We start from the raw sequence: 26,813 nt of genomic DNA, 5'->3' as shown, positions 1-26,813 counted from the left end.
TGGCGGTATGGATCTGGGCCACTCCCCATTGCCGGCCTTATACGACAAGGATTACCAAGTTGAGCAGGAACGCTGTTCCGGTATGGACGCAGTTATCAAAGAAGCGGGGAATCGATCCGCTGGGGATGCAGAATTCCAGCGTTATCATTTATCAACGACTACTGCCTGGCATTAGCAACGTCACGCTGCGCATTCGCTATTATGGTCTGTATCTCTGGTTGGCCGACCGCTACTCGCGGGATCTTGGTGACACCAATCTAACCACTTGGCAGCGGCGGATCAGGCGTGCCGAGGCGCTGTACGCGCTTATCTCTCACGTCAAAGGCGGAGAGCGCGGAGTCGGCGGGGCAGACTGGGCCCAAAGGCGCTTGGCAGTTGCAGAGCAAGGCAGGCTGAACTTCCAAGACGACACGGAGCCTGGAAGCGACACGCACTACCTGCAGAATGCATGGGGCGTCTTTGGGCAGGCCTATCAGAGCCAGCTTATAGAGATGGGTCTAATGGAAAGGCACACGCACCACTACATCGCAACCACCGCTGTGGGACTGGGGCGCGCACTCGCGCAGGCTTTTGCCCGTTCTGCGGGTGAACTCGGTGAGCTTTTCCTCAGAACAATCACTCGCGGGTGGACAACGCTCAAGGAGCTTGAGCAGATGGCCCCCCTGGCTCCATCCTGCATTACCCGAGGCGATGAACAGGACTGCTACGAGGCTATTCTCTTCGGTGGAAACAGCGCCCCCGCGAATCGCGATGAGATGCGGGGCAACACCCTGAAGCTCATTCTTCGTTGGGCTGACGGGGTCGGCAGTTCACCGCGGTCGGACGAACTGCGGTGGAGCATGTACTCAGGTTACCTGCCAGCGGGGGCGCCTTGGCTTCTGCCCAGTGGCCTTGAGGACCACAGGCTCCGGTGGGCGGTGTATCAGGCTAACGATATCGCGCATATTGCGATGGAGACTCTGCTAATGGGTCTTCTGACTCATTTGGAAGAGTACCCCTCAGGGTGCTCGCAAGGTGAACTGATTGAGCGTGCCGTCTCTACGACGTCGGCCCAGCTCCCGGAAGCGAAGGATTGGAGTACCTTCGTTGCTCTGCAAGAGCTATCGCCAGATGCATCAGACCCGCATCATCCAGGCTCAGAGTGGAATCTGACTCGACATTCGTGGATGAGCGCTAGCAAGCACGATATGAGCACTGGCCAACAGTGTGCCGCGGCAGTTCGCGTTCTGGCGGTCCTGCAGAGAAGAATGACGCCATACAAAGCTGAGATTGCAACCGAGCTCTCCGGACTGAACCAAAGCGGTTTCCGTTCGCTTATGACCGAACTCAATTTCTTGGAAGAAAACAGCAGCCTCACTCTTAGTGAGATGATCAGGCAAATGTTCCTCGATCGAGTCTTGCGAAGGCATCTTTGGGTGGCAATGCGAAAGCTTAGATTCCATGGGGACTATACGTTTCTCTTCGAGACTGATGATGGATTGATCCGGAAGCGTGGCGACGATGGCCCCGTCTGGACCGGTCCACGGTTGGTCAATGCCATCACCTTCCTTGAGGACTTAGGCCTTCTTGGAGAGAATGCATCCGCGACACGTGTCGGTCGTCTGCTGGGGGGGCAATGAAGCTATTCGAGCAGTTCTCCCAACGTGGCTATCACTCCTGCGTAATGACAAGCTTCGCCATCGATTTCGCTGCTTTTGAGAACGTACTACTAAATCGCCTCCGCTCAGTGGGCTGTAATAATAATCTTGTCATCGCGGACGCAGGCATGCTTGCCTATGCGATGGCGAGTACCTCTGAGTTTCCGCTACATGCTGGGCGCCGGTACACGGTTACAGGGGCCAAGGCTGAGGGCGTGTTCCACCCAAAGCTGATCCTGCAGCTGGGTGTCAAAGTTGGCCGGCTGTTCGTTTCGTCGGCCAACCTCACCGCGCCAGGCCTAGGGGGCAACAAAGAGGTCATTGGTCAGGTGGCCGCTTCGTCTGGAATGATCGGAGAGTCTCAACTATTGGCATCAGCCTGGAGGTACGCTCAGAGCTTCTTAGATTTGGAGCAGGAAGCCATCGCCAATCAAGTCGCAAGAATACGCAAGCAGACTGCGTGGCTGATGGATATTCAGCCCGCCGACGGCTTGGTATCGCTATCCAATGGCGATGCCGCGGCGTTCCTTGATAGCCAATCCAAGCAGACGACTAGTACGCGATTCTCCCGCTATATTGCAGGGGACAACGTGAAAAAGCTCATTGTCATCAGTCCTTACTGGGACGAGGACCTTAGGACGCTTCGAACCCTGCAGAAGGCTATCGGTGCCGATGAGGTATGCGTGCTAGTCGGCGGCCCCGCGCCTTCATTCCCGGCTCAAGCCCTGAAGGACTCAGACTCGATTCGGCTGTACTCGCTTACCGGAGAGCAGAGCCGATTTGTTCACGGCAAGGTTTACATTGCACAGACAAAGCAGGCCGACCACGTTTTGTATGGCAGCGCCAATTGCACAACGGCTGGATTGGGTGGCGCCCGTCTTTTTCCTTGGCGAAATGAGGAGGCCTGCCTCTATCGCCGAATGAAAGTAGGAGCTGCGCTTAGCGAGTTAGGGCTGACTGCTTCGTTGGTCAAAGGGCGGGCACTTGGCGGGAGTGACTTACCGAGGTGGCATGTGCGGCCGGACGTGCCTCGGAATGCTGCGATGGCGCGAAACCCCGGCCGATTTGAGATCAAGGGCACGCATTTGCTGTGGTGGCCGTCCACTGCCTACAGTCACCCCGATTCACGCTTGGACCTGTTGGACCAAAATGGCACCGCGCTTCCAGTTGAACTGAACAAGCACACCGCCTGGGTCGATGCAGCCCGCAGGTACACCATGCCCCCTCTGACGGAGATGCCCTACTTTGCGCGAGCGCGCGTAGGCGATAACACATCGGTCGCGTCCATCATCGTTCTGGCAGATGTCCTTCGACAGGAGACCAGGGAGCCCAGGTCTCGACGATTTGATGAGGAAAGCAGCCGCCTGAGGGGAAACGAACGGATCGGTCCGTGGATTCTGGAGTTCATCGATTTGATCGCTCAGGCCGAGACGGCTGAGCTGGAATCTGAGCCCGACCAGATCAAGGCGGGAAAGAAGAAGCCTGCCGCCAGACTACGCGCTCCTACTCTCTCTTCCAGGACGCTGAGTTATGAGGAGTTCACCGCAAACCGCAAGTCTGGACCAGACCACAAAACGGAGTTCCATCAAGCGTTCGCGGGAAGTGACTTCGATCTCGTCCGAAGGTATTTGAACCGTCTTATTGGTCTCGAAGCTGGTCCAGTGGAGCATGCACAGTTGGACGATGCAGCCGACGTCCGTGCGGCCCTTGAGCTGCAGGACGAGGCCCAGGTTGACCAGGACGACGACTATTCGCCAACACAAGTTCAGCTGTACGCCGGTGACTTCTCCGAGGATCGCCGGCAGCAGCTTGAGAAGGACAAGATCCGCGGTGCCTTTGCTGCACGCCTCGCGGCAAGGGATGAGATTGTGGCGTTCTCGGCAAAGTTCTGCGACCAAATGCGGCAAAAAGCGAAGAAGTCGCCGCTGGTGCTTCAAGACATGTTTCGGCTAAGGGCCGTGCTACTGATGATGCTTGGCGCGGCCTATCCTATCGGCTCGGACAGGCTAAAGGGCCATGGTACGGAGTGGCAGGTACTTCCAGCCGATGGCGAGCAATCCTGGGCGCTCTTGATCGGTCGCCTCCTGTCGACGTTCTTTAACAAGGAAGGCGACTTGATTGGGGAGCTTCGCGTAGTGCGAGGCGCGGATGGTCCGGCTGTTGAGCTAGTGGAGGGGGTTGTCACCTGCATCTGGGCGATCTTAGCCTGCCGCATCGCTGTCGAAGCCAGAGGCGGGATGCACGGAATGGATGTACGGCTTTCGGAGCTATCGGACCGAATCTACGAGAGGAGCGGCCTGACGCAGGTTGAACTTCAGGAGGGGACGGTGGCCACTGTCCTTAGAAAGATGACTTCAACGTTTCCACTTGGCTTCTCCCTAGAGGAGATGCTCTCTTTGCATCAAGCGGCTACGGAAAAGTTACAACTGAAACTAGAGAATCAAAAGCCATCTCCCTAAAACGGGACTGCTTATGCTTGGAAGCCGTTAAGGAGATCTACTCCGGGGTAGATCGGTACTAATAGGGAAAGCCCAGCCCGAGATCGCCCGCTCCGTTAAAGACTGTGGGCAGTTCGGATAAAAGCTCCATAAAGCTCTCTAGATCATCCGCGCGTTCGAAGTCGAACAACGAGGACCTCAGTACGATCTCTCGCAACGGGCCTTACTTGGAATCCATGAAGTCCGGCTTTCCTGGATTGATATTGATTGGATTAAGTGTAGATATTTGAATCATCCACCCGAGCAAGCACAACACTTCTCTTATCAAACAAGGAGTCGACCATGAGCGCCTGAGCGCTTGGTAACGCACTGACCACCAAGCTTCGCTGTGGGCCATCACCTTGGAGAGAGGAACTAAGATCAAGCATGCCCTCAGAGAAAGTTCCTCGCGCCTTACCTCCGACTTTGCTTCGCGGACCATCCGATTGCTCACTCCGTGTGTTGGGCTGAGTGGATAGCCGATGGCTTGGATAACGTGCCGTTAGTGCCTATAACGGATAGGGCCGAACTTAGGGCCAAATAGCTCAGGACTTTAAACCGACCGCTGCTCAGATCGGAGGGGGCATAGGCCGCACAGCGTCAGTGCCGACTTTGAACATGGCATGCGGCTTATAGAGACATGCCCAATCGGAGCGTTTAGGTATCGACTAACGCATATTGCCGTATTACCTAAGCTGCCTAGTGAGCCTCCAAGGGGTAAAGGCAAGCGCGTGTCAGTGCGTCACCTTCGACGGCGGACTAAGTGGTGCCCCTGGCCGGACTTGAACCGGCATTTGCCGCTTATCTGGCGCTGACGGGATATAAATCCGCTGCTCTACCAATTGAGCTACAGGGGCGTGATCCTTGGGATCACGCCTGTATTCGGAAACCTGGCTCTTGGCGACTATGGGCACTCACGACCTGAGCATACCACGCGCTCATTAGGTGATGTGGGGTATCGGCTTGCGAGCCGCTAGCCGGGAAGGCCTCTGGCGTGTGCTGGCGTGCTGACAGTCCTCTTTGCAGCTCACCTGCATGAGCCGCCTGTCCACAAAGGCCACCGCACATCGGATCTTGCGTGACTAAGGTCGCCCACATTTAGGCGACATAGCGTCCGCGTAATTTTTCTCGTGCGAATGGCCACTCCCATTACTCCCAATCTAGGCGCCCGGCACTTTCATCATGTCGCTTTGCTTCTTCTTCGTAGCTATCAGCCAGCATGTTCAGTGCCCTTGCTGTGTACGGATGGTCCAAGGAAATGGCCTTTGCCCAGTTGGCATACTTCGCCGCCTCCTTACGCTCTAACTCGCCACCATCACGCGGGCTTCGGCTTGTCATGCCGCGGCGGTTACGCTTGCCGATCCAGAAACTATCGATCATGGGTCGACTGCGGAAAAGATCGAGGGCGTCCCTTACGGCTTCGGCAGGCCAGTGCCCGTCGGCTCCCATCGGCGAGGCCGACAACATCATCCCGATTCTCTTGTCTGCGATTTCGCCCCGGCCAACTAACTCCGAGAGCGATTTGGCTTCTGTGACCCATTGCTCAAGCGCCACTCTGTCGATCTTATTGTGCTCATCTGTTCCAGGCACACGGTTCCATAGATCAAGAAGTTTGCGTGCCTGCCTTGCCATAGTCCCTGCATGCTCAGGATCATCCGGCTCCGGCTCATAGACTCTGCTGCCTTCGGCCGGCTTGGAGATCGCCTTCAACATCTGCACGAACAGCGCCGGCTGCTCCGACAGCACTTTCAGCAGCGCCTTGGCCGGCCTGTGAGAATGGTTAAGCACAGACAGATAGGTCCATTCGAGCGGGGCAAGCACACCCTCATCAACTTCGCTTCGCTCATCTAAGATCCGGAAGATCTCAGCGACATAGTGCTGGAACATCGTCGCTTCATTGCCGCCCTCGTCGCTGGTGATTGGCTGCTTAGCCGCCTCCTGCAATAGTTCGATCAACAGTTCAGAAGACTGTGCGGATTTTCCACCACTTTGGGCCAGCGGCAACACATGACGTGGGCGGCCGACGGACATGAACTTTCGGATCACGAACTGGATCTGGTCTGCGCTCTCTTCAATCCAGAACACTGGCAAGTTACGCCAGTAGTTGCCCTCGATTGCCTCTCCCGTTTCTGCCACCCGGTCCCATGTCCATCGTTCGCTCGGGAATGCCCTCAGGATCGTCAGCAGCGCGACATCTCCCCAGGCGTGGGCCTTCGCTCTGGCAAGTAGGGCTTCTCCCCATGCTTCTTTGAGGTCGCGGAATGCCTCCGCGATCAATCCGTGGGCGAGGGCCCTTTCTCGCAGGTGATCGCTTCGCACTGCGGTCTCCACTAAGGCATCGAGATCACTTCCTCGCAGGCCGCCCTCATACAATGCTTTTCCGAGTAGTCCTGAAGCCTCCACAGTTTGCGCCAATGCAAGGACACTCGCGGCGCCGCGCTCTGCATACAGCGACTGCGCCACGTCGACGCGAGTAGCGTCCACTTCCCGCTGCGCTGCCTGCCAACCGCGCTGCGACGGGTTGGGTAGCTCCACGCCTGATCCGAACAACCATGCGACGCTCTCCAGCGAATCGATGGGTGCGAACCGGTCGTAGATTTTCTCAAGTTGGTCGAGCAGGCTGACCGGCATCGACCATTGGGCATCGGGAAAGGAGCGATGGTGATGCAGCAAGTGTCGCAGGGCTTTCCAAAGTTTTTGCCGATCAGTAGCGTCAGTGATCGATGGCTCGGCACGCTCCAGTGCGCTAAGGCCAGTCTGGACGTTGGGAGCGAGGTGGGTGAGATGTTCGAGCAGCTCCGTCCACCGCTTCCCGCTGGACCCGGCTTCGGCGAGCAGGCGTTCGGAGATGGCGGCTGCGCCGCGCCGGATGAGCCCGTAGGTGACGACTTCGACCTGATCGACTGAATAGTCGCGCCAACGCGGCAGCGGGGACGGGCTCAGGCTGTCTTGTCCGCTGGGCAGGATGCGCAGCATGAGCTTCCATGCTGCATCGGGTTCGCGTCTGCGGATGAAGTCAAGCGCGCCAAGCCGTGGGTCCAACGCTGCGAAGGTCTGCGGGTTCCACAGCAAGTGGATTGCGCGGAGGCTGTTGGCCGGCCGATTGGAGTGCCGCCCCGGCGGATTGTCGATGACATCGAGCCGCGCCAGCACGTAGGTCACGCGCTGCATGAGGTCCGGCGACCAGGCCAGGGATTCCAGCGCCCAAAGCAGATCGGAAAGATGTTCGCTATCAAAAAGGTCGTCGCCATCGCTACCAAACAGCGCTCGGATCGGCGGGTCGGCCTGATCCAGGCTGTCTTCAATTCCGTCCAGAAAAGCTTTTGGTGCAGCTTCGGCCAACAGCCGGAACTCGCCAGAAAGCGACCACCAGCGTTGTCGATCTGCGTTCAAAAGCAGCTTGCGGACTATGGCGTCGACGCGGTTCGTCGCATCGGGCACCGTGTGCGCCCGGTCGCCCCACAGCGCGAGGAGGATCAGCACCTCGCCGATGCCGTGGCGCATCAGCCCAGAATAGTCCGGGTGGACGCCTTTGATCGCGGCCATCCAGCGCTCGCCAGGATCCATATCGAAACGCGGATCCGTGGAACCCAGCACGGAATGCGCTGCGGCCTCAAAGTGACTGATGTCTGCGCTCGTGAGGTTGGGCGCCAGCAGGAACCAAGCATCCGGCGGAGACGCCATGCGCCAGGTCGAGCCGATCTTCCTCAGCGGTTTGTCGAGATCGCCCACGCAGTGTGCAAGCGCGGCGGTCACGTGTTCGTATGGCAGGCCGGCAAGCTCGGAAACGCGCGCCTTATCGGCTTCGGAATCTTCGTCCCATCCTCCGGCCAGCAGCCCTGCCAGCAATGCCCGTGACGCTGGCTCCTGAGCCCAACTTGGTGCGCGGCCCGGCGCGCTGGGAATAAGTCGACGCAGGATGGCAAGATTGCGTGCACTGTCGCGGGCGAGGCCATGGGCCCTGGCTTCCGCTATGCCAGTATTGAGCAAGGCGCATGCGATCCCTTCCCGCGAAAGTCGTTCCAACTGCCGAATCTCGCCGCGGGAAACAGGCCTATCGTCGTAAGCCTGCAGCACGTAGTGTCCGTGCTCGACCAAGCTCCTTGCGAGTCCGGGCTCGGCTTCGGAGAGTAGCAGGATCAGTGGCCCCGGCGCGTTCAGAAGCGCCCGGGCGCCGGCGGCGGTGGTCGCCACCAGGCTGCGGGCGCGGTAGACGCTCGCCACGTACTCTGGAAGCATGCCCAAGGTCGCATGGAAAAAAGCGATAACCTCATCCGTGGTGGTCGCCTGCAGCGAGAGGACGGTCGGTTCGTTGCGAAGCCACTGCAACACTTCCACCGCGTCCTCGTCACGGTCGCTCAGCACGAGCTCTTCCGTCAGCGGCCACTGTGTGGCGAGGGACCACTCATCCCAAACATCTTCGACCCGCCGCGTGCCGATGGGACGCTTCCCGAGGCGAGTTGCCAGCCACAATCCGGCCGCGGGTGTCTGCTCGATCCAGTGCACCAGATCGTTGGCGTCGTAGGCACGCACCTCTTTCCAGATGCCCTTTGCTTGTTTGGCTTTGGCCCATTGGTCCTTCCTCGGCCAATGCCTAGGCGTGACGAACACATAGGTTGCCTTGGCTGGATCGAGCGGCGCGGGATCCCCGGTTCTTTTAAGAAAATCCTCGCTAGCCTTTCGGGTGATATTGCTGCGCTGACTGCCGATCTCCCATCCTGTGTTCCCGCGCGGGACGTAGTCGCTTGCCTCGGTCGTGGAGGTCTGACCATCCCATCCGGAGTGCCGCACACCACTATCGGAGGGAAAGCGAAGCCGGATCTTTGAACTATGGCTACCACGGATCAAATGAGCGAGGAGTTCGGGCAGGCTATGAGCTGCATCTATCCGGTTCGCCCACTCGGACAGGTCGTCGGCGTTTACCCAGCGAACCGGTGTTCCTGAGTGATGGAGAAACGCGATTGCGGGAACATCAGGGCCGGTCACCGCACCAGTGGGCAGGAAACGGATGCCGGCGCCTTCAAGGGCGCCACGAATAGCCTGTACATCTTCCAGTGCAAGCGTGCACTGCCCTCGCTCGAAATCCTCAACTGTTGAGGTAGTGACGCCTGAGCACTTTGCTAGATCCTTTTGTGACCAAGCTAAAAGCGCGCGGGCAGACCGCACGTGTCGGAGGGTAAGATTGATCTGCAGGCTAGCTTTCGGCATTGCTACTGCTGCTCCTTAACTTGTGCGTCCCGCTTCCCTCGGCGCAGGGATTGAATTGCCAAAACTCTCACTGAAGCCGTCAGACAGGAGTCAGGCATCTGGTGTCTGGCCCGCTTTTTATCCAGGCCTTGGTAAGCATTGGCCATTGAATGATACTGGGGCGACAGTTCGACGGCTTCAACTGTCGATGGACTCCAGGAACGTTTACGTTGAGATGCTCTTCTTACAGAGCTTGAGCTCATCAACGAATCAAAGACGCTACTAGGATGCAATGATCAATATCTCGGATGATGCTTGGGAGAACGAAATTGCGATTCGTCGTTTGCCGTCGGTAGAGCTGCAGTTCTTCACCTGGGCACAACTCGTGGATCACAGAAAAATTGCTCGCTGCATCGATCTCACAACGCGGGTCTGTAAGCTGTACATCCGTCGATCAACATGCTGGTCATTACCTCTTATTGGGAGGAATGTGACGACTTTAGACCTTGCTAGTGTCTTTCTCGTGCCGGAGCTACGCGGAAAGGGCTGGTTCAAAGACTTCATAGATCTGGCTGACCACGCTGTGCCTTGGGATGCGATTTTGGTGGAATGTGTACACAACCCGCGACTGCGCTCCTATCTGCTCTCCTCGGGCTTCATTGAGGTAGGACAAGACAACTTCTACCGCCCCACGAAGAGCTGGCGAGTCAAGCATTCTTGGGATGAGAAAAGTCGCGAATTGGCGGCCGCCGAAGCGCGGGCATCCAAACCTTCCTCGTTTCTCGAGTTCGAAGAAGTAGTTGACGTGGAGCATTGCGCCGTCCTGCGTGCGTAAAGCGGTGCGAAGCGCAAGAGTGATCCGCCAAACGGATGGCAGGGAGCTCTAATTTGCTAGTGCGCGACTAGCCGATGCCTAAAGCCCATCCAAATAGACGTCTCGGTAGGTACGAGCCCTCTGTCGAGTCCGAACTGGCGCTACTAGCCGTTTATGGGTGCCGCGCTAGCGTCTTATGGGTACCGAACTAGCGCCTTTTGGGTATTCCCACACCCGCGATCGTCGCGCCGCAGCGGGGGAAAGGCGCACACGATCGACCATGTAAAGGGTGCTTGACAGCCGGCCATGGCAGGCGCATCTTGCCTGTCAAGTTGACTTGACAGGCGAAGGGAATGCGTCAGCGGCATCGGCAACTGCAATGCAGACCTGCATGGTCGGCGCAGCCCTTGCTGCGCGGCGGAGTCGGAATCCGCAGCGCTGGCCTGCCACTGCCTGCATCGACACTTGCGCGGCACGGCGCATGACCGGCTGCAATCGCAACGCGCTGATGGCGCTCTGCCTGGGTGCGGGCCTGCTTGCCGTGGGGGTGCTCGGGCATTGGCGGCTGCTGCCGCTGGGCGCCTACCTTGCCGGGCTGTGCGTGGGCGGGGGCGTGTCGTGCCTGTTGCTGTCGCTGCTGCTCTGGCTGTCGCGTGGCAGCCTGCGCGACAGCACGCGGCCGGTCCTGGCGCGACGCTATCACCGCGAGTTCGGCGTGCCGATGGGGATGTATGTGGTGGTGATGCTGTTCTGGAACCAGGTGCTTGCCCGCGTGGGTCCGGGCTGGGCGCGCGTGCTGATCGCCTTGTTGCCGGCGGTGCTGGTCGCCCTGGTGATCCGCGCGGTGGCGCGCTACGTGCGTGACTCGGATGAGATGCAGCGACGCATCGAGCTGGAGTCCATCGCCATTGCCGCCGGCCTGCTCAGCAGCGCGTACATGACCGGCGGCTTTCTGCAGGCCGCCAGGCTGATCGACATTCCCGCGACGGTGGCGATGTTGTGGGTGTTTCCGATGTTGTGCGCCATCTACGGCGTCACCAAAAGCATCAACGCACGACGGTTTCAATGAATAGTCGCGTGCGCGAACTGCGCGAGGCCAGTGGCTGGTCGCAAGGCGAGCTGGGCGAGCGGTTGGGTGTGTCGCGGCAGACCATCAATGCACTGGAGACCGGCAAGTACGATCCCAGCCTGCCATTGGCGTTTCGCATCGCGCGCTTGTTCGGGGAATCGATCGAGCACGTCTTTCTTTACGAGGACGGGCAGTAGTCGCGGCGGTCACACCCGACCGGCTGCGGTGTCAGGGGACAGGGATATCAGGAGAGATGGTGAACATGGTCAAGCAACCCACACTGGTGACAGCACTGCTGCTCGCGCTGCTGGCGAGCGGATGTCAGCGGGCGGACCAGCCGGCTGAAAACGCAGCTGGCGCGACCAAGGCTGTGCCGGCCGCGCCCGGCAGCGTGCGGCCGCGTGCTGCAACGGCGCAGACCGGCACCGCCGCCGGCAATCGCTACGGCGCATTGCACTTTGCACCGTGCACGCTGAGTTCAGGCAGCGCGGCCGGCAATATCGAAGCACAGTGCGCCAGCCTGCGGGTGCCGGAAAACCCGGCCGCGCCGACAGGGCGCAGCATCGACCTGAAGATCGCCTGGCTGGAAAGCGATGCCGGCGCGGGCAGCACGCCGGACCCGGTGTTCTTCATCGCCGGTGGGCCGGGGCAATCGGCCACGCAGGTCGCCGCGATCGTGGACATGGGTCTGCATGAAGTCCGCAAGCAGCGCGACATCTTCCTGGTCGACCAGCGCGGGACCGGCGGCTCGCATCCGCTGGAGTGCCGCGATGCCGCCGGCAAGCCGCTCATGCTGGAAAACAGCAGTGCCGCCACCGCCGAGCAACTGACCGATTACGCGCGCCAGTGTGCACAGGGGCTACGCAACGATGCCGATCCGCGCTATTTCACCACCAGCGAGGCCATTGGCGATCTGGATGCGGTGCGCGCCGCACTGGGCGTGCAGACGCTCAACCTGATTGGCGGCTCCTACGGTACCCGAGTGGCACAGCACTATGCGGCGCGCTATCCGCAACACACACGCACCCTGGTGATCGATGGCGTTGCGCCAAACGATCTGGTGATCGGCGGCGAATTTGCGCGGACGTTCGAAGATGCGATCGCGTTGCAGGCCAGCCAATGTCGCAAGGAACCCGCCTGCGCCAAGCGCTTTCCGGTGGACACGCGCACGCAGCTGCGGCAGGTGGTGGAGCGTCTGCGCCAGGCGCCGGTTGCAGTGGATTACCGCGATCCGCGCACCGGTGAACTGCACCACGAGCAAGTGACGGCCGATACCGTGGTCGGCCTGGCATTCGGGTTTTCGTATGCGCCGGAAACCGCCTCGTTGCTGCCGCTGGTGCTGGACGAGGCGGCGGCGGGCCGTTACGCCTCGTTGATGGCCTTGGCGCAGATGAGCGCATCGGACATGTCCGACCAGATGAATCGCCCGATGCAGTGGTCGGTGCTGTGCAGCGAGGACGCCGGACGCTATACCCCGCCAGCCGCCAAGGACGGGACCTTGCTAGGGGCGGACGTGGCGCAGATGTTCTTCGCGCCCTGCACGGCCTGGCCGACCAAGCCGGCCCCGGCTGCCGATGCCGCGCCGTTCAAGTCCAACCTGCCGGTGTTGTTGCTGTCGGGCGAGCTGGATCCGGTGACGCCGCCGCGCTATGCCGAACGTGTACTGCAGGGCCTGCCCAATGGCCGCCACCTGGTGGCGCCGGGGCAGGGCCATGGCGTCTTTCGCCTCGGCTGCATGCCCAAGGTGCTGGGCCAGTTCCTGCAGACCGCCAATGCCAAGGCACTGGATGCGCAGTGCGTGGCCAGTCTCAACAACGTGCCCGCGTTTACCTCGTTCAACGGATGGGAACCATGAGCCGCACCGACCACGCCACGGAGGCGCACGCATGATTGTCGTCGACAACCTGCACAAATCGTTCAAGACCAAGACCGGGCCGGTGAAGGCAGTCGATGGGGTCAGTTTCAGTGCTGCCGACGGCCAGATCACCGGCCTGCTCGGTCCCAACGGCGCCGGCAAGACCACCACCTTGCGCATGCTCTACACGCTGATGTCGCCCGACCAGGGCAGCGTCATGGTGGACGGTGTGGATGCCGCCCGCGACCCGGTGACGGTGCGCCGCGCGCTGGGCGTGTTGCCGGATGCGCGCGGCGTCTACAAGCGGCTGACCGCGCGCGAGAACATCGCCTACTTCGGTGAGCTGCACGGGATGTCGCGCACGCGCATCGCCGAGCGCACGCGCCTGCTGTCGGCGGCGCTGGACATGGACGACATTCTCGATCGCCAGACCGAAGGGTTCAGCCAGGGCCAGCGCACCAAGACCGCGATTGCACGCGCGCTGGTGCACGACCCGCGCAACGTCATCCTCGACGAGCCCACCAACGGGCTGGACGTGATGACCACGCGCGCCATGCGCGGCTTTCTGCAGCAACTGCGGGCCGAGGGCCGCTGCGTGATCTTTTCCAGCCACATCATGCAGGAGGTGGCGGCGCTGTGCGACCGCATCGTCATCGTTGCCAAGGGCACGGTGGTGGCCTGCGGCAGCGCCGACGAACTGCGCGCCGCCACCGGGGAAGACAATCTGGAAGACGCCTTCGTCAAGGCGATCGGCTCGGACGAGGGGCTGCATGCATGAGCACCACATCGTTGTTGTCCACGCTGTGGACGGTGCTGCGCAAGGAACTGCGCGACATCGGTCGCGATCGCCGCACGCTGGCACTGGCCTTGCTGCTGTCGCCATTGCTGTATCCGATCCTGATCCTGGGCATGGGGGCACTGAGCGAAAGCCGCGTGCGTACCCAGATCGACAAGCCGTTGGAGATCCCCATGCTCGGCCGCGAGAACGCGCCCAATCTGGTGCGCTTTCTGGCCGCGCAGGGGCTCAACGCGGTCGATGCGCCGGCTGATCTGACCGCCGCAATCCGCAACCAGGATGTGGATGTGGCACTGCGCATCAGCGCCAGCTACGCCGACGACTGGCGCGCCGGGCGCCCGGCATTGGTGGAGGTCATCAAGGACAGCACGCGGCGCGAGGCCGACGTGCCGAGCCTGCGCCTGCAGGCCGCGCTCGGCAGCTATAGCCAGCAGGTCGGTGCACTGCGCCTGCTGGCGCGCGGCATCGATGCGCAGGTGGGCAGGCCGCTGGAAATCGCCGCGCAGGATCTGGCCACCGCCGAAGCCAAACGCGGGCAGATGATGGCGATGCTGCTGCCGGTGCTGCTGGTGATCACCTCGTTCCTGGGCGGCGCCTCGCTGATCCTGGATGCCACCGCCGGCGAGCGCGAACGCCAGTCGCTGGAACCCCTCTTGGCCACGCCGGCGCCGCGCAGTGCGATCGTCAGCGGCAAGATCGCCGCCGCCTGCGTGATCGGCATGCTGTCGTTGCTGCTGACCTTGCTGGCCTTCAAGGTGAGTGCGCAGCTGTCCACGTCGAACCTGGGCCGCCAGCTCAATGTCGGCGTCGTGCCGATGCTGCAGATGCTGTTCATCCTGGTGCCGATGCTGTTTATCGGCACCTCGCTGCTGACCTATCTGGCCGCCGCCGCCAAGAGCATGAAGGAAGCGCAGGCGCATATGACCTGGCTGTTGCTGCTGCCGATGCTGCCGGGCTATGCGCTGATGGCGTATCCGTTGAAGACGCAGTTGTGGCATTTCGCGGTGCCGTTTCTGGCGCAGAACCAGATGCTGCTCAAGGTGATCCGCCACGAGCAGATCGACGCCCAGACCTGGGCGATGTACCTGCTGGCGGGCTTTGGCCTGGCCGCGCTGCTGTGGTACGCGGCGGTAAGGCGCTATCACCAGGAACGGCTGGCGATTTCCGGCTGATGCCCTTCTCCTGCCGGGAGACGGTGGCGCACAGCGCCGGAGGACGGTGCAAATTGCCGGTACGAATGCGCAGTGACGCATGTCGATGTTGACGTTGATTGATTGAACGGTGTTGTTGTCTGCGCAGTGCGTGACGTCGACTCTGTCGCCCGCACCCCAACCCCTCTCCCGAGAGGGGCTAGCAGTTCCTTCTCCCCCTCGGGAGAAGGTGCCCGAAGGGCGGATGAGGGTACGTAGCACCAGGAAACAAAACGCCCGCATCGCTGCGGGCTTTTTGTTTGGCGCCTGACATTTGCCGGGAGTGCAGTGCATCGATCATCGGCAGCCATGAGCCATGAGCCATGAGCCATGAGCCAACAATCAACCAATCAACGACCAAGCAATCAAGGAATCAACGACCAAGCAATCAACGGACGCACTCACTCAGCTGCATGCAGAACCATCCGATCGCCCAACGCCCCACTCACCCCCCCGGGTTGAACGACAGCGTGCGCCGCGTGGTCACCGGTGCAGCCACCGGTTCGAAACGCCAGCGCTTGACCGCATTGAGCGCTTCGCGGTCGAACACGCGCGGCGGGGTGGCGCGCAGCACGCGCGAGGCGGTGATCGAGCCGTCGGTGCCGACGGTGAGTTCCACCAGCACTTCGCCGGAGGTGCCGGCGCGCAGTGCTTCCGGTGGGTAACGCGGTGCCGGGGTGCTGATCGGGCGCAGCGACTGCGCGGCCGGTGCAGCTGCGGCAGTTGCCGGTGCCGGGCGCGGGGCCGCCGGGGTCGGCGCGGGCGCCGGAGTCTCGGCCTGACGGCGCGCGGCGGCCTGGCGTTCGGCCTCGGCGCTCTGCTGGCGGGCGGCTTCCTGTTGCGCGGCGATCTGCTGCGCAGCGGCCGCCTCGCGGGTCTGCTGCTCAGCCAGACGCTTCTGCTCGGCCGCCTGCTTGGCCTTGTCCTCGACCAGCTTCCTGGCCTGCTCGGCATCCTGCTCGGAGCGGCTGGCGGCGGTCTTCATGCCGGTGTCCAGGCCACTCTTCAGGCGCGGCAGTGCCGGTGCCTTCGGGTCCACCTTTTCGATCAGCGCGATCAAGCGCTGCGCCTCGGGGAATTCTTCGCGGCTGATGCCCTGTTCGGCGGCGATCAGCGTGTACGGCAGCAGGTCGGTCAGCGCGCTGTTGACGGTGGCGTCCTGCGGCTGCTTCTCACGCAGGGCCAGGTAGTACTCCACCGCGTTGTCGCCGGCCGGGGCGTACATGCGGTTGTCCTGCAAGGCCTTGGTGGCCGAGGCGCGCAACTGGTCGGCAGCCATCGATTGCACCTGCGGCGACACCGCCGTGGCCGGCGTTGGCGCGGCGGCTGGTGCCGCAGGCGTGGCGCCGGTGGCAGGCGCGGTGGTGGCGGCCTTGTCGTCCTGCCTGGAGCAGGCGGCCAGGCCGACCAACAAAATGACCGGCGCGATCCGGCGTGCCATACGGCCCTGTGTCAGATCCAACATGCGTCCCCCTTACCCCGATTGCAAAAAGATGCTGCGGCGAGCGCCGGCCATTGTTCCCGCAATGGCTGGCAAAGCGGCAATCTAGCATTGCCGGGGCGGTCTAAGCCAAGGGGGGCGCCTGCCGGGCGCGAAATTCATCGCGTCCCGGTGACCAGCGCCGTGTCGGTCGGCAGCCGCGTTGCCGGCTCCGGCAGCGGTGCCGGGCAATAGCGCCGCAGGAAGTCCGCATGCGCCGGCAGCCGCACCAAGGCAGCATCGACACGCGTGCGGATGGTCTCCAGGAAATGACGGAGCTCGGCATCGCCCATCAGGTCGGCCACCGGGTGATGCTGCTTCGGCGTGATGCCCTGGCCCAGCATCACCTGCACCCAGGAATTTTCCGCAAACAGCTCGTTGGCCTGGTGGAACACCCGCCCGCTCTGGCGGAACAACTCCACCCGATGGCGCAGCGTGTCGGGGATGTCCATCGCCGCGCAATCGCGCCAGAACGGCGTGTCGCGGCGGTCGGTGGCGTGGTAATGCAGGATCACGAAATCGCGGATATGGGTGATTTCGGCGGCGGCCTGGCGGTTGTATTCGGCGATATCGACATCGTTGATGACCTGCGGAAAGGTCTGCATCAACCGGATGATGCCGCGCTGGATCAGATGGATATTGGTCGATTCCAGCGGCTCCAGAAAGCCACTGGCCAGCCCCAGCGCCACGCAGTTCTTTTCCCACACCCGATGCCGCTGATTGGGCGTGAAGCGCAGTGCCCGCGGCTGGCTCAGTGCGCGGCCGCTGAGATTGCGCTGCAGCACCTGCGCGGCGCTGTCCTGGTCCATGTAGCGGCTGGAATACACGATGCCGTTGCCGACCCGGTGCTGCAGCGGGATACGCCACATCCAGCCCGCCTGATCGGCACGCGAGCGGGTGTAGGCCACCGGCGCGCCGACCGATTCGGTCTGCACCGCCAGCGCGCTGTCGGCAAACAGCCACTGCGACCAGTCGTCCGTGCCCACGCCCAGCGTCTTGCCGATCAGCAGGCCGGCAAAGCCGGTGCAATCCAGGAACAGATCGCCTTCCACCCGCATGCCGTTGTCCAGCGTCAGCGCGGTGAGATAGCCGCTGTGCGCATCGGTCTCCACGCTGCCGATGCGGCCTTCGATGCGCTGCACGCCGAAGCCTTCGCTGAAGCGGCGCAGAAAGCGCGCGTACAGGCCGGCATCCAGGTGATAGGCGTAATTCATGCCGCCGTTGGGCAGGTGGGCGAAGCGGCCCTCCTGCGCGGCGCGCAGCTCCAGGCAATAGTCGCCGAAGTCGCGTGCCACGCCACGCTGCCGGCCCTTCAACCAGAAATGCTGGAAGCCGGCACTCCAGTGATCGGTGCCGGTATGGCCGAAGGAATGGATGTAGTGCCGGTCGACATCGCGCCAGTGCTCGAAGCCGATGCCGAGCTTGATGGTGGCCTGGGTGGCGGCCATGAACGCGGCCTCGTCGATCTCCAGCAGGCGATGGAAGGTGACCAGGCTGGGAATGGTGGCTTCGCCCACGCCCACCGTGCCGATCTCGTCCGATTCCACCAGGGTGATCTGCAGGTGCCGGCCCAGCACCTTGGATAACGCGGCGGCGGCCATCCAGCCGGCGGTGCCGCCACCGGCGATGACGACGCGGCGCACCGGGCGCTGTTGTGGATCCGCAGGCGTGGTGTCGGTCATGGCATCAGATCCTCAGCGATTCAGGCGTTGCAGCAAGCGCGCGCGCAGGCTGCGGGCACGGACCTCGTCCATCGGCGCCAGCACACCGCGCGCAGACTCGGGCATGTGTGCGGCGGTGTCCGCGTCGGCAGCGAATACGTAATGGTCGAACACGTCCTGCCAGATGGCGCGTTGCTCCGCTGGCAGGTCGCGCATGGTGAGCAGCGCCAGCATCAGCGCATTCATCGGCGAATCCATGTAGGCCGGGCTCTGCCGCCACCAGAAATTCACCAGCACGTTGAACGGCGTCAGCGCTTCGACGTGATGCCACCACATGCTGGGAATGAACAATGCATCGCCCGGTTCCAGCTCGGCCACCAGCGCGTGTTCCAGCGCCTGCGCATAGCGTGGAAAGCGCTGCAGGTCTGGCGCGGCGATGTCGACCAGGCTGACCGGCTGCCCGGCCGGGGTGAGATCGAGCGGGCCGATATACAGGTTGGCCAGTTGCTGCGGCGGAAACAGCGTGAAGCGGCGCCGCCCGGCGACCACGCAGGCCAGGTTGTCGGGCAGGTCCTGGTGGGCGGCGATGCGGGTGCGGTTGCCGATCCAGATGCTGGCCAGCGGCTGCGCCTGCGGCAGCGCGATCGGGTTGTGCGCGCGCAGGCCGGGCAGGTAGGTGTCCAGCGTGGTGGAGCCGACATAGATCGCCGGTGGCTGTGGGTTGTGCAGATCGCGCAGCAAGGTCTCCAGCACCACGTTCAATGGCACCCGTTCAGGGCGGAAATTGAAGCCACTCATGTCCGCGTTGTAGAAGAAGCGCCCATCGATCTCCGGCGGGCCGACCTGCGCCACCACCGCCTCGCCGCGATCGAAACCGCGCAGGTAGGCGGCCGCCACCTGCGCAGAGCTCGCGCCGGCCTGCGCCAGCGGCCAGTCGCGCACCAGCCCGCGCAAGACCAGCGGCGTGGTGGAGCGCAGCATGGCCGGATCCAGCTGCTGCGGGTCCAGCCCGTGTCGCTCTTCGATGGCGCGCGGCTCAGCCAGCATGGCGGCGCTGCAGGCGGTCGAGCAGGTGGCGGAACTGCGCGATCGAGGCCACCGCCATGTACAGCGGTTCCAGATCGCCATGCCGGTGCAGATCGAGCAGTGCGGCATCGTCGAGCGCGCGCAGGCGTTCTTCGTGCACGGCGTAGAGCCCGGTCAGACGGCATTCCAGGCCGTTCTGCAGCGTGGCCTCGAACACGAACGGTTCGAGCAGGTCGTAGCCCAGCAAGCGTGCGACGAACGCCTCGCTGGCGGTCAGGCCATCGTGCAAGGTGCGCAATACCTGGCTGATGTGGTCGAGAAATTCGGTGGTACCGCCATGTTCGCGAAACAGCACCTCGCCTTCGCTGCGGCTGATGCGCGGGCTGTCCAGGTCCACGTGCACCATCGGCCCGTCCGCCTGCTCGCCGATCAGAAACGGTTGCCGCTGGATCGCCAGCGGCACGTACGGCGCATCCCAACGCGCACCGTCCAGGAACAGGTTCTCGCCCAGGCGCAGGCCCAGCAACGCCAGCGGCTGAAAACTGCGCTCGCCGCTGCGATGGAACACGATCGGGTACTGCGCCTGCAGTTGGCGGAACTCCTGCGGAAAGGTCGCAGCCGACATCACGTCGTCGCCGTAGGCGGCGCCGTGCGCGGTGATCACGCGCAGATCGCGGTGATCGAGGTTGTTCAACAACACGGCATTGGTCATGGGGGGCAGGCAGATCACGCGGGGCGCGTGGCCCATGCTTGGACAGTTCCCCTCCGCGTGGCAAGTGCCGGATGCAGCAACTGCGGCCAGCGTGCGGAAAGGCGGTGCGGGCGTCCCGGCAGGCGCGCTGCCGGGACGCTCGGTACCTCACTCAGATCACCAGAACTTGTAGCGCACGCCCAGCATGTAGCGCGGGCCGGTCTGGGTGGCGTAGATGATCTGGTTCGGGTGACGGCCGTGCTGGCGCTGCACCTCGTCGGTGAGGTTGATCGCCTCCAGGCTCAGCGACAGGTTCTCGGTCCACTGGTAGCCGATGCTCAGGTCCAGCTGGCCGTAGGCTTCGGTGTAGACCGGGTTGGGCTGGCCGCTGCCGTCGAAGCGTGCGGCCAGGAACTCGTCGCGCCAGTTGTAGGCCGCACGCACCTGCCACTTGTCCCTGTCGTAGAAGCCGACCACGTTGGCCGAATCGCTCAGCCCTTCCAGCGCGAACTGCTCGCCGATCACGTAGTTGTCGTAGGTCAGGCCGGAGTCGACCATGGTGTAGTTGGCCGACACGCCGAAGCCGCTGTCGCCGAACATGTGCTGCAGGTTGAATTCCCAGCCGTCCAGCGAGGCCGAGCGCTGGTTGGCCGGCGCGGTGATGGCGAAGTTGGCCACCGGATCGCCCGGCTGCCCGCTGATCACACCGGTGGCATTGCCATTGGAATCGTCCCTCCCGCGCACCACACCCGGCGCACCGCCGCGGTTGCGGAAGATGTAGTTGCGGATGCAGGTCAGGTCCGCCGAGGCGCAGCCGTTGCCCAGCGCTTCGTTCCAGTACGCACCGCCCACCGGCGTGTTCAGGCCCAGCGAGGCATCGTTGCGCGTGGTCACGCCGATGTAGTTGTCGATGTTCTTGCGGAAGAAGCCCACCGAGGCGTAGCTGGCATCGCTGTAGTACCACTCCAGCGACAGGTCGATGTTGTGCGAGAGCAGCGGCTTGAGGCCGGGATTGCCTTCCTGGCCGGTGCCGCCTTCCAGGCGCGCGATCTGGTTGAGCGTCTGCCCGCCCTGGATATCGCCCCAGCCGGGCCGGCCGATGGTTTCGCCGTAGCTGCCGCGCAGCACCAGATCCTCGGTGAGCTTGAAGCTCAGGTCCAGGCTGGGCAGCCAGTACTCGTACTTGCCGCTGCCGCTGGCAAATGCCGAGTCGGCCAGGCGGATCGGCAACTCGTTGTTGGCGACCCAGTCGATGCCCACCGCCACCGGCACCAGCGCCTGTGCGTCCACCTTGGTTTCTTCGTAGCGCACACCGGCGGCCAGGCTGATCGGCACGCGCAGATCGTCCCAGCTGTTGTTCCACTGCAGGTAGGCGTTCTTGGATTTTTCGGTCACGCGGCGGTCGGTGGTGAACACCGGCGAGGTGCGGTACAGCGCGTCGTCGCCGGCCACCTGCGCGGCGGCCTGGCGGGCGCGTTCGAAGTCGAACAGGAACAGTTGATTGAACTGCGCCGGATTGCCGCTGCCATCGATCGCATCGAAATACTGCGCGAACGAGCTTGGAATCCACAGATCGTCCGGATAATCGGCCGCGGTGCCGGCACCGCCCCAGGTGTCGCGCTGCACGTTGGAAAATGCCGAGCGGTTCTTGACCTCGGTGCTGCCGATGCCGAACTTCAACTGCGAATAGTTTTCGAAGGTGAAGTCGCCGTTGACCTGCGCCTGGTCGATCTCCGACTTCATGTAGCTGTTGCGGAACGCCGAGCCGGTGACCAGCGTGCGTGACGGATCCAGCCCGGTCAGGCCGAAGCCCAACTGCTGCTGCAGCACCGGGAAATCCTTGCTGAAATCCACCACCGAGGTGCCGCGGTAAAAGCCGGACACGCCCAGCGAATTGCTGGAACCGAACGGGCTGTCCGCACCGGCTTCGGCGGTGGAGCGGTGGATGTCGAAGTTGAGCTTGAACTGATCATTGACCGCCCAATCCACGTTGAAGCCCAGCGACTTGTTCTGGTTGCGCGTGGCCGCATTGGAGCCGGCGGTGGCCAGGTCGCTGGTGGCCGGATTGACGATTTCCGAATAGCTCACCGGTCCTGCCACCGGGCCGTTGGTCCAGGCGCTGGCCGACGGCCCATAGTTGAACCAAACCGACATCTCGTTGCGCTGCTGCTGGATCTTGTTTTCCGAATAGGTGTAATCCAGCGTGGTGGTGATGTTGTCCAGCGGCTTGTACTGCAGCGTCAACTGGCCGTTGGTGCGCTGGCGTTCCACGCCGACCACGCGGTAGTTGAGATTCTGCGGCACCGAATAGATGTCATTCGGACCGGGGCGGTTGACGATGTTCTCCGAGCCGGACGTACCTGGCTGCGGGATGGTGCCGTAGGCGGTGGAATCGCCACGGAACGAGCGCCAGCCGTTGGGCACGCCGACCTGGCTATAGCCGAAGTCGCGTTCCTGGTAGCTGCCGCTCAGCGACACGCCAAAGCGCCCGTCGGCCGAGGTGTTGCTGAAGATGCCGGAGATTTCCGGTGTCAGCGAATCGCCCTGCAGGCGTCCGGGCAGGTTCTCGTTGGAACTGTCGTGCACGCCCTTGAGGCCGACGTTGGCATGCAGGCCGGGGTTGTCCAGCGGCCGGCTGGTCTTGATGTTGATGGTCGCACCGATGCCGCCGGTGGGCGTGCTGGCGCGGCTGGTCTTGAACACCTCGATGCCGGAGATCGACTCCGACGCCAGGTTGGCGAAGTCGAACGCACGCGAGTTGGAGGCGTTGGACTCCTCGATGCTGGCGCCCGGCATCTGCCGGCCGTTCAGCAGCACCAGGTTGAAGTCCGGGCCGACGCCGCGCACGGTGACGCGCGAGCCTTCGCCCAGCGAGCGGTCGATCGACACGCCGCTGATGCGTTGCAGCGACTCGGCCAGATTGGTATCGGGGAACTTGCCGATGTCCTCGGCCACGATGCCGTCGACGATGCCCTGCGCATCGCGCTTGACGTTCATCGACGAGGTGAGGCTGCCGCGGATACCGGTGACCTGCACCGCATCGAGCGTGGCCGGATCGGCCTGGCTTGCGCCCGGAACGGTGGACGCGGACTGCGGCGGCGGTGCGGTCTGCGCGGCCAGCGGCGTCGACAAGGCAAACAGCAGGGCAGACGTCAGACGCCGCGTGCGCGGCAGGGTGCGTGGCTCTCTCACAATGATTCTTCCCCAAGTGAAGATAAGCCGGCCCCAGGCGGGACAGGCGAAGGTCGATGAAACAGTCGTGCATTTGTGAGCGCAGCCTTAACCAAGTCAATTTGCACTGCAGCATCGGTCGCGAGCCAATCGCGTCACACATCGTTCCAGTCAGCACCACGGCGAGCGCACGCGCAGGTCGCGGGCTTGGCCGTACCATCGGTCGTCGAGGCGCGCGGCTGCGTGCCACCCCCCTGCCGAACTGGAGCGCACGATGATCGACCTGTACTACTGGCCCACCCCCAATGGCCACAAGGTCACCTTGTTCCTGGAAGAAGCCGGGCTGGACTACACGCTCAAGCCGGTCAACATCGGCAAGGGCGAGCAGTTCGAGCCGGCCTTCCTGCAGATTTCGCCCAACAACAAGATGCCGGCGATCGTCGACCACGCACCGGCCGACGGCGGTCCCGCGCAGAGCGTGTTCGAATCCGGCGCCATCCTGCTGTACCTGGCCGAGAAGACCAGCCGCTTCCTGCCGCGCGATGCGCGTGGCCGCATCGCCGCGCTGGAATGGTTGTTCTGGCAGATGGGCGGGCTGGGGCCGATGAGCGGCCAGATGGGCCACTTCAACGTCTATGCGCCGGAAAAGATTCCCTACGCGATCGAGCGCTACAACACCGAAGTACATCGCCTGCATGGCGTGCTCGACAAGCGCCTGGCCGCCTCCGCGTTCCTGGCCGGCCCCGAGTACGGCATCGCCGACATGGCCAGCTATCCGTGGATCGAGGTCTACGCCGACATCCGCCCCGATTACGCCGACTTCCCGCATCTCAAGCGCTGGCACGACGCCATCTCCGCGCGTCCGGCCACCCAGCGCGCCTATGCGCTCAAAGAACAGGTCAACCCCAACGCCGGCAAGCCACTGGGCGAGGAAGAACGCAAGCACCTGTTCGGCAAGCGCTGAAGCAAAGCGGCAGGCGCGGCTGCGTAACAGCCCATGCGGCGATAGCGGCGACTGGTGCAACTGCGCAGCAATAACAGTAGGCAGCAACGGCAAGCAGCATCAGGAGTTAGCAGCGGCATGCGCGTGCATCAACTGCGTGCGACACACCCGGTGCCTTGAGCCCCTCTCCCCCCCGGGAGAGGGGTTGGGGGTGAGGGTACGCAAGTGGAGCCAGACCCACCGCCCCCCCGGAACCTGCGCAGCACGAAATACGCATGCACCCTCCGCAGCGCGCCAACTGCGACCATCGGGCCATCGCACCTTTGCCGCGCAAGGCAGGGCGAGGACGACTCCAGAACCACGCTGCCGCACATGCGCGCAACCATGCACAGTCCGTCATCGCGCACACGCGCCATCGCCGCGCTTCTCAAACACCCCACGCGCCCGCATCCTGTGTGCTATCTCAAGACAGGATCTTCGATGCGCGCCCTGTTCGCCGCCCTTGCCCTCATGCTCAGCACGCTCCCCACCGCTCACGCCGAAAAACTCACCCTCGATGCCATCACCGGCCCGTTGCCGTTGTCCGGCCCGACGCTGATGAAACCCAAGGTCGCCCCCGACGGCTCGCGCGTGAGCTTCCTGCGCGGCAAGGACAGCGACCGCAATCAACTGGATCTGTGGGAGTACGACATCGCCAGCGGCCAGACCCGCCTGCTGGTTGACTCCAAGCTCGTGTTGCCTGGCACCGAGACGCTCAGCGATGTGGAAAAGGCCCGCCGTGAGCGCCAACGCATCGCTGCCTTCGCCGGCATCGTCGATTACCAATGGGCGCCGGACGCGCACGCGTTGCTGTTTCCGCTCGGCGGCGAGCTGTATCTGTACGACCTGCGCAAGACCGGCAGCGCCGCAGTGCGCCAGCTCACCCATGGCGAAGGCTTCGCCACCGATGCCAAGCTCTCGCCCAAGGGCGGCTTCGTCAGTTTCGTGCGCGCGCGCAACCTGTGGGTGATCGACCTGGCCAGCGGCAAACAGCTGCAACTGACCCGCGACGGCAGCGAGACCATCGGCAATGGCGTGGCCGAGTTCGTCGCCGACGAGGAAATGGATCGCCACACCGGCTACTGGTGGGCGCCGGACGATTCGGCGATTGCCTTCGCGCGCATCGACGAATCGGCTGTGCCGATCCAGAAGCGCCCGGAGGTCTACGCCGACCACACCGAGGTGATCGACCAGCGCTATCCGCAGGCAGGCCAGCCCAATGTGGCCGTGCAGCTCGGCGTGATCGCCCCGCGTGCTGCAGCCAAGCCACAGTGGATCGACCTGGGCAAGAACCCGGACATCTACCTGGCGCGGGTGGACTGGCGCGATGCGCAGCGGCTGACCTTCCAGCGCCAGTCGCGCGACCAGAAAACCCTTGCGTTGATCGAAACCACGCTGGCCAGCGGCAGGCAGCGCGTGCTGGTCACCGAGACCTCGCCGACCTGGGTGCCGCTCCACAACGATCTGCGCTTTCTCAAGGACGGCCGTTTTGTCTGGAACTCCGAGCGCAGCGGCTACGCACATCTGTATGTGGCATCGGAAGACGGGCGCACGCTCACCCCGCTGACCTCCGGCGACTGGGTGGTCGATGCGTTGCTCGCCGTCGACGAGCACGCCGGCACGGTGTATTTTTCCGCCAGCAAGGAATCGCCGACCCAGACCCACATCTATGCGGTGCCGCTGGCCGGCGGTGCGATCGAAAAACGTTCGATGCCCCGCGGCACGCACGCGGCCAGTTTCGCCGGCAATGCCAGCGTGTATGTCGATAGCTGGTCCAACACCACCACGCCGCCGCAGATCGAGCTGTTCCGCGCCAATGGCGAAAAAATCGCCACGCTGCTGAAGAACGACCTGGCCGATCCGCAGCACCCTTACGCCAGATACCGCGACGCGCAGCGCCCGGTGGAATTCGGCACGCTCACCGCTGCCGACGGCACCACGCCGCTGCAGTATCGCCTGATCAAGCCGGACAACTTCGACCCGGCCAGGCGCTATCCGGTGATGGTGTACGTATATGGCGGCCCTGCCGCGCAGACCGTGCTCGATGCCTGGCCGAGCCGTGGCGATGCGCTGTTCGACCAGTACCTCGCCCAGCGCGGCTATGTGGTGTTCTCGCTGGACAACCGCGGCACGCCGCGGCGTGGCCGCGCCTTCGGTGGTGCGCTGTACGGCAGGCAGGGCACAGTCGAAGTGGACGATCAGCTGCAGGGTGTGGCCTGGCTCAAGGCGCAGCGCTGGGTCGATCCGGCCCGCATCGGCGTGCAGGGTTGGTCCAACGGCGGCTACATGACGCTGATGCTGCTGGCCAGGCACAGTGAGGCCTACGCCTGTGGCGTGGCCGGCGCGCCGGTCACCGATTGGGGGCTGTACGACACCCACTACACCGAGCGTTACATGGACCTGCCGGCCAGCAACGCCGACGGTTACCGCGACGCGCGCATCGCCACCCATCTGGACGGCCTGCGCGCCAGGCTGCTGCTGATCCACGGCATGGCCGACGACAACGTGCTGTTCACCAACTCCACCGCGCTGATGAGCGCGTTGCAGGCGCGCGGCACCGCCTTCGAATTGATGACCTATCCCGGTGCCAAGCATGGGTTGTCCGGCAGCACCGCCTTGCATCGCTACAAGACCGCGGAGGCCTTCATCCAGCGCTGCCTGATGCCCTGAGCGGCCGGCGGCCGGCTGCAGGGGACGCGGCCACTGCAGTGGTACAGCGGCCGCCGCCGCGGCCCCGCGGCGATGTTGGCCGCGCCGTGGTGTTGCTCACCGCCGAG

General features: G+C 63.3%; 16 protein-coding genes and 1 tRNA gene. 10 read left to right on the top strand and 7 right to left on the bottom strand.

Translation table 11 applies throughout. From position 1 onward, the window contains the following. The first annotated feature begins 125 nt into the window (after positions 1-125). Positions 126-1,619, top strand: a complete 1,494-nt coding sequence (locus tag H7A86_RS19070; protein ID WP_119131593.1) for a hypothetical protein — start codon at positions 126-128, stop codon at positions 1,617-1,619. Next, positions 1,616-4,096, top strand: a complete 2,481-nt coding sequence (locus H7A86_RS19065) for a phospholipase D-like domain-containing protein (protein WP_119131594.1) — start codon at positions 1,616-1,618, stop codon at positions 4,094-4,096. The genes H7A86_RS19070 and H7A86_RS19065 overlap by 4 nt, the downstream gene beginning before the upstream one ends. A gap of 782 nt (positions 4,097-4,878) precedes the next feature. Here H7A86_RS19065 and H7A86_RS19060 read toward each other — a convergent pair. Together H7A86_RS19060 and H7A86_RS19055 are read right to left on the bottom strand one after the other, a co-directional pair. Continuing rightward, positions 4,879-4,971, bottom strand: a tRNA-Ile gene (locus H7A86_RS19060). Positions 4,972-5,263: 292 nt separating this feature from the next. Next, a complete protein-coding gene (locus H7A86_RS19055) occupies positions 5,264-9,322 on the bottom strand; it encodes a helix-turn-helix domain-containing protein (RefSeq protein WP_119131595.1) in 4,059 nt (1,352 codons plus the stop codon). 271 nt (positions 9,323-9,593) lie between these two features. On the opposite strand from H7A86_RS19055, the gene H7A86_RS19050 reads away from it, so the two are divergent. The 6 genes from H7A86_RS19050 (at position 9,594) to H7A86_RS19025 (ending at position 15,007) form a co-directional block, all read left to right on the top strand. Next, positions 9,594-10,136: a hypothetical protein gene (locus H7A86_RS19050; RefSeq protein ID WP_119131596.1), complete on the top strand. Its 543-nt coding sequence runs from the start codon at positions 9,594-9,596 to the stop codon at positions 10,134-10,136. Positions 10,137-10,596: 460 nt separating this feature from the next. Then, entirely contained in the window at positions 10,597-11,184 is a 588-nt protein-coding gene (locus tag H7A86_RS19045; protein WP_115678035.1) for a hypothetical protein, read from the top strand. Beyond that, complete coding sequence (locus tag H7A86_RS19040) at positions 11,181-11,381, top strand: helix-turn-helix transcriptional regulator (protein WP_016903655.1); 201 nt, start codon at positions 11,181-11,183, stop codon at positions 11,379-11,381. The genes H7A86_RS19045 and H7A86_RS19040 overlap by 4 nt, the downstream gene beginning before the upstream one ends. 59 nt (positions 11,382-11,440) lie before the next feature. Then, entirely contained in the window at positions 11,441-13,039 is a 1,599-nt protein-coding gene (locus H7A86_RS19035) for an alpha/beta hydrolase (RefSeq protein WP_180707950.1), read from the top strand. 31 nt (positions 13,040-13,070) lie between these two features. After that, the gene (locus H7A86_RS19030; RefSeq protein ID WP_119131598.1) at positions 13,071-13,817 is read left to right on the top strand and encodes an ABC transporter ATP-binding protein; all 747 of its coding nucleotides are present in this window, start codon (positions 13,071-13,073) and stop codon (positions 13,815-13,817) included. Continuing rightward, the gene (locus tag H7A86_RS19025) at positions 13,814-15,007 is read left to right on the top strand and encodes an ABC transporter permease (protein ID WP_119131599.1); all 1,194 of its coding nucleotides are present in this window, start codon (positions 13,814-13,816) and stop codon (positions 15,005-15,007) included. The genes H7A86_RS19030 and H7A86_RS19025 overlap by 4 nt, the downstream gene beginning before the upstream one ends. 463 nt (positions 15,008-15,470) lie before the next feature. Here H7A86_RS19025 and H7A86_RS19020 read toward each other — a convergent pair whose 3' ends face one another. From H7A86_RS19020 to H7A86_RS19000, 5 genes are all read right to left on the bottom strand, one after another. After that, positions 15,471-16,490, bottom strand: a complete 1,020-nt coding sequence (locus H7A86_RS19020) for an energy transducer TonB (protein ID WP_119131600.1) — start codon at positions 16,488-16,490, stop codon at positions 15,471-15,473. A gap of 134 nt (positions 16,491-16,624) precedes the next feature. Then, positions 16,625-18,187 (bottom strand): tryptophan halogenase family protein, encoded by a 1,563-nt coding sequence (locus tag H7A86_RS19015; RefSeq protein WP_119131601.1) that lies wholly within the window; start codon positions 18,185-18,187, stop codon positions 16,625-16,627. Between the two features lie 12 nt (positions 18,188-18,199). After that, positions 18,200-19,213, bottom strand: a complete 1,014-nt coding sequence (locus tag H7A86_RS19010) for a cupin-like domain-containing protein (protein ID WP_119131602.1) — start codon at positions 19,211-19,213, stop codon at positions 18,200-18,202. After that, positions 19,203-19,904, bottom strand: coding sequence for a SapC family protein (locus H7A86_RS19005; RefSeq protein ID WP_180707949.1), 702 nt, complete (start codon positions 19,902-19,904; stop codon positions 19,203-19,205). Before H7A86_RS19005 ends, H7A86_RS19010 begins: the two co-directional genes overlap by 11 nt. A 156-nt stretch (positions 19,905-20,060) precedes the next feature. Then, positions 20,061-23,075, bottom strand: coding sequence for a TonB-dependent receptor (locus H7A86_RS19000; protein WP_119131603.1), 3,015 nt, complete (start codon positions 23,073-23,075; stop codon positions 20,061-20,063). Between the two features lie 253 nt (positions 23,076-23,328). On the opposite strand from H7A86_RS19000, the gene H7A86_RS18995 reads away from it, so the two are divergent. Together H7A86_RS18995 and H7A86_RS18990 are read left to right on the top strand one after the other, a co-directional pair. Continuing rightward, entirely contained in the window at positions 23,329-24,018 is a 690-nt protein-coding gene (locus H7A86_RS18995; protein ID WP_119131604.1) for a glutathione binding-like protein, read from the top strand. 459 nt (positions 24,019-24,477) lie between these two features. Beyond that, entirely contained in the window at positions 24,478-26,706 is a 2,229-nt protein-coding gene (locus H7A86_RS18990) for a S9 family peptidase (protein WP_180707948.1), read from the top strand. Positions 26,707-26,813: the final 107 nt, after the last annotated feature.

The organism is Xanthomonas euroxanthea, from assembly GCF_903989455.1.
GTDB lineage: Bacteria > Pseudomonadota > Gammaproteobacteria > Xanthomonadales > Xanthomonadaceae > Xanthomonas > Xanthomonas euroxanthea.
The sequence above is the reverse complement of the archived record's forward strand: the minus strand, read 5'-3'. Positions and strand labels throughout refer to the sequence as shown.

Excerpts from the sequence above, each read along its gene's own strand:
- H7A86_RS19070 (WP_119131593.1), top strand. The coding sequence starts at position 126 with ATGCAGAATTCCAGCGTTATCATTTATCAACGACTACTGCCTGGCATT.
- H7A86_RS19065 (WP_119131594.1), top strand. The coding sequence starts at position 1,616 with ATGAAGCTATTCGAGCAGTTCTCCCAACGTGGCTATCACTCCTGCGTA.
- H7A86_RS19055 (WP_119131595.1), bottom strand. The coding sequence starts at position 9,322 with ATGCCGAAAGCTAGCCTGCAGATCAATCTTACCCTCCGACACGTGCGG.
- H7A86_RS19050 (WP_119131596.1), top strand. The coding sequence starts at position 9,594 with ATGATCAATATCTCGGATGATGCTTGGGAGAACGAAATTGCGATTCGT.
- H7A86_RS19045 (WP_115678035.1), top strand. The coding sequence starts at position 10,597 with ATGACCGGCTGCAATCGCAACGCGCTGATGGCGCTCTGCCTGGGTGCG.
- H7A86_RS19040 (WP_016903655.1), top strand. The coding sequence starts at position 11,181 with ATGAATAGTCGCGTGCGCGAACTGCGCGAGGCCAGTGGCTGGTCGCAA.
- H7A86_RS19030 (WP_119131598.1), top strand. The coding sequence starts at position 13,071 with ATGATTGTCGTCGACAACCTGCACAAATCGTTCAAGACCAAGACCGGG.
- H7A86_RS19025 (WP_119131599.1), top strand. The coding sequence starts at position 13,814 with ATGAGCACCACATCGTTGTTGTCCACGCTGTGGACGGTGCTGCGCAAG.
- H7A86_RS19020 (WP_119131600.1), bottom strand. The coding sequence starts at position 16,490 with ATGTTGGATCTGACACAGGGCCGTATGGCACGCCGGATCGCGCCGGTC.
- H7A86_RS19015 (WP_119131601.1), bottom strand. The coding sequence starts at position 18,187 with ATGACCGACACCACGCCTGCGGATCCACAACAGCGCCCGGTGCGCCGC.
- H7A86_RS19010 (WP_119131602.1), bottom strand. The coding sequence starts at position 19,213 with ATGCTGGCTGAGCCGCGCGCCATCGAAGAGCGACACGGGCTGGACCCG.
- H7A86_RS19005 (WP_180707949.1), bottom strand. The coding sequence starts at position 19,904 with ATGACCAATGCCGTGTTGTTGAACAACCTCGATCACCGCGATCTGCGC.
- H7A86_RS18995 (WP_119131604.1), top strand. The coding sequence starts at position 23,329 with ATGATCGACCTGTACTACTGGCCCACCCCCAATGGCCACAAGGTCACC.
- H7A86_RS18990 (WP_180707948.1), top strand. The coding sequence starts at position 24,478 with ATGCGCGCCCTGTTCGCCGCCCTTGCCCTCATGCTCAGCACGCTCCCC.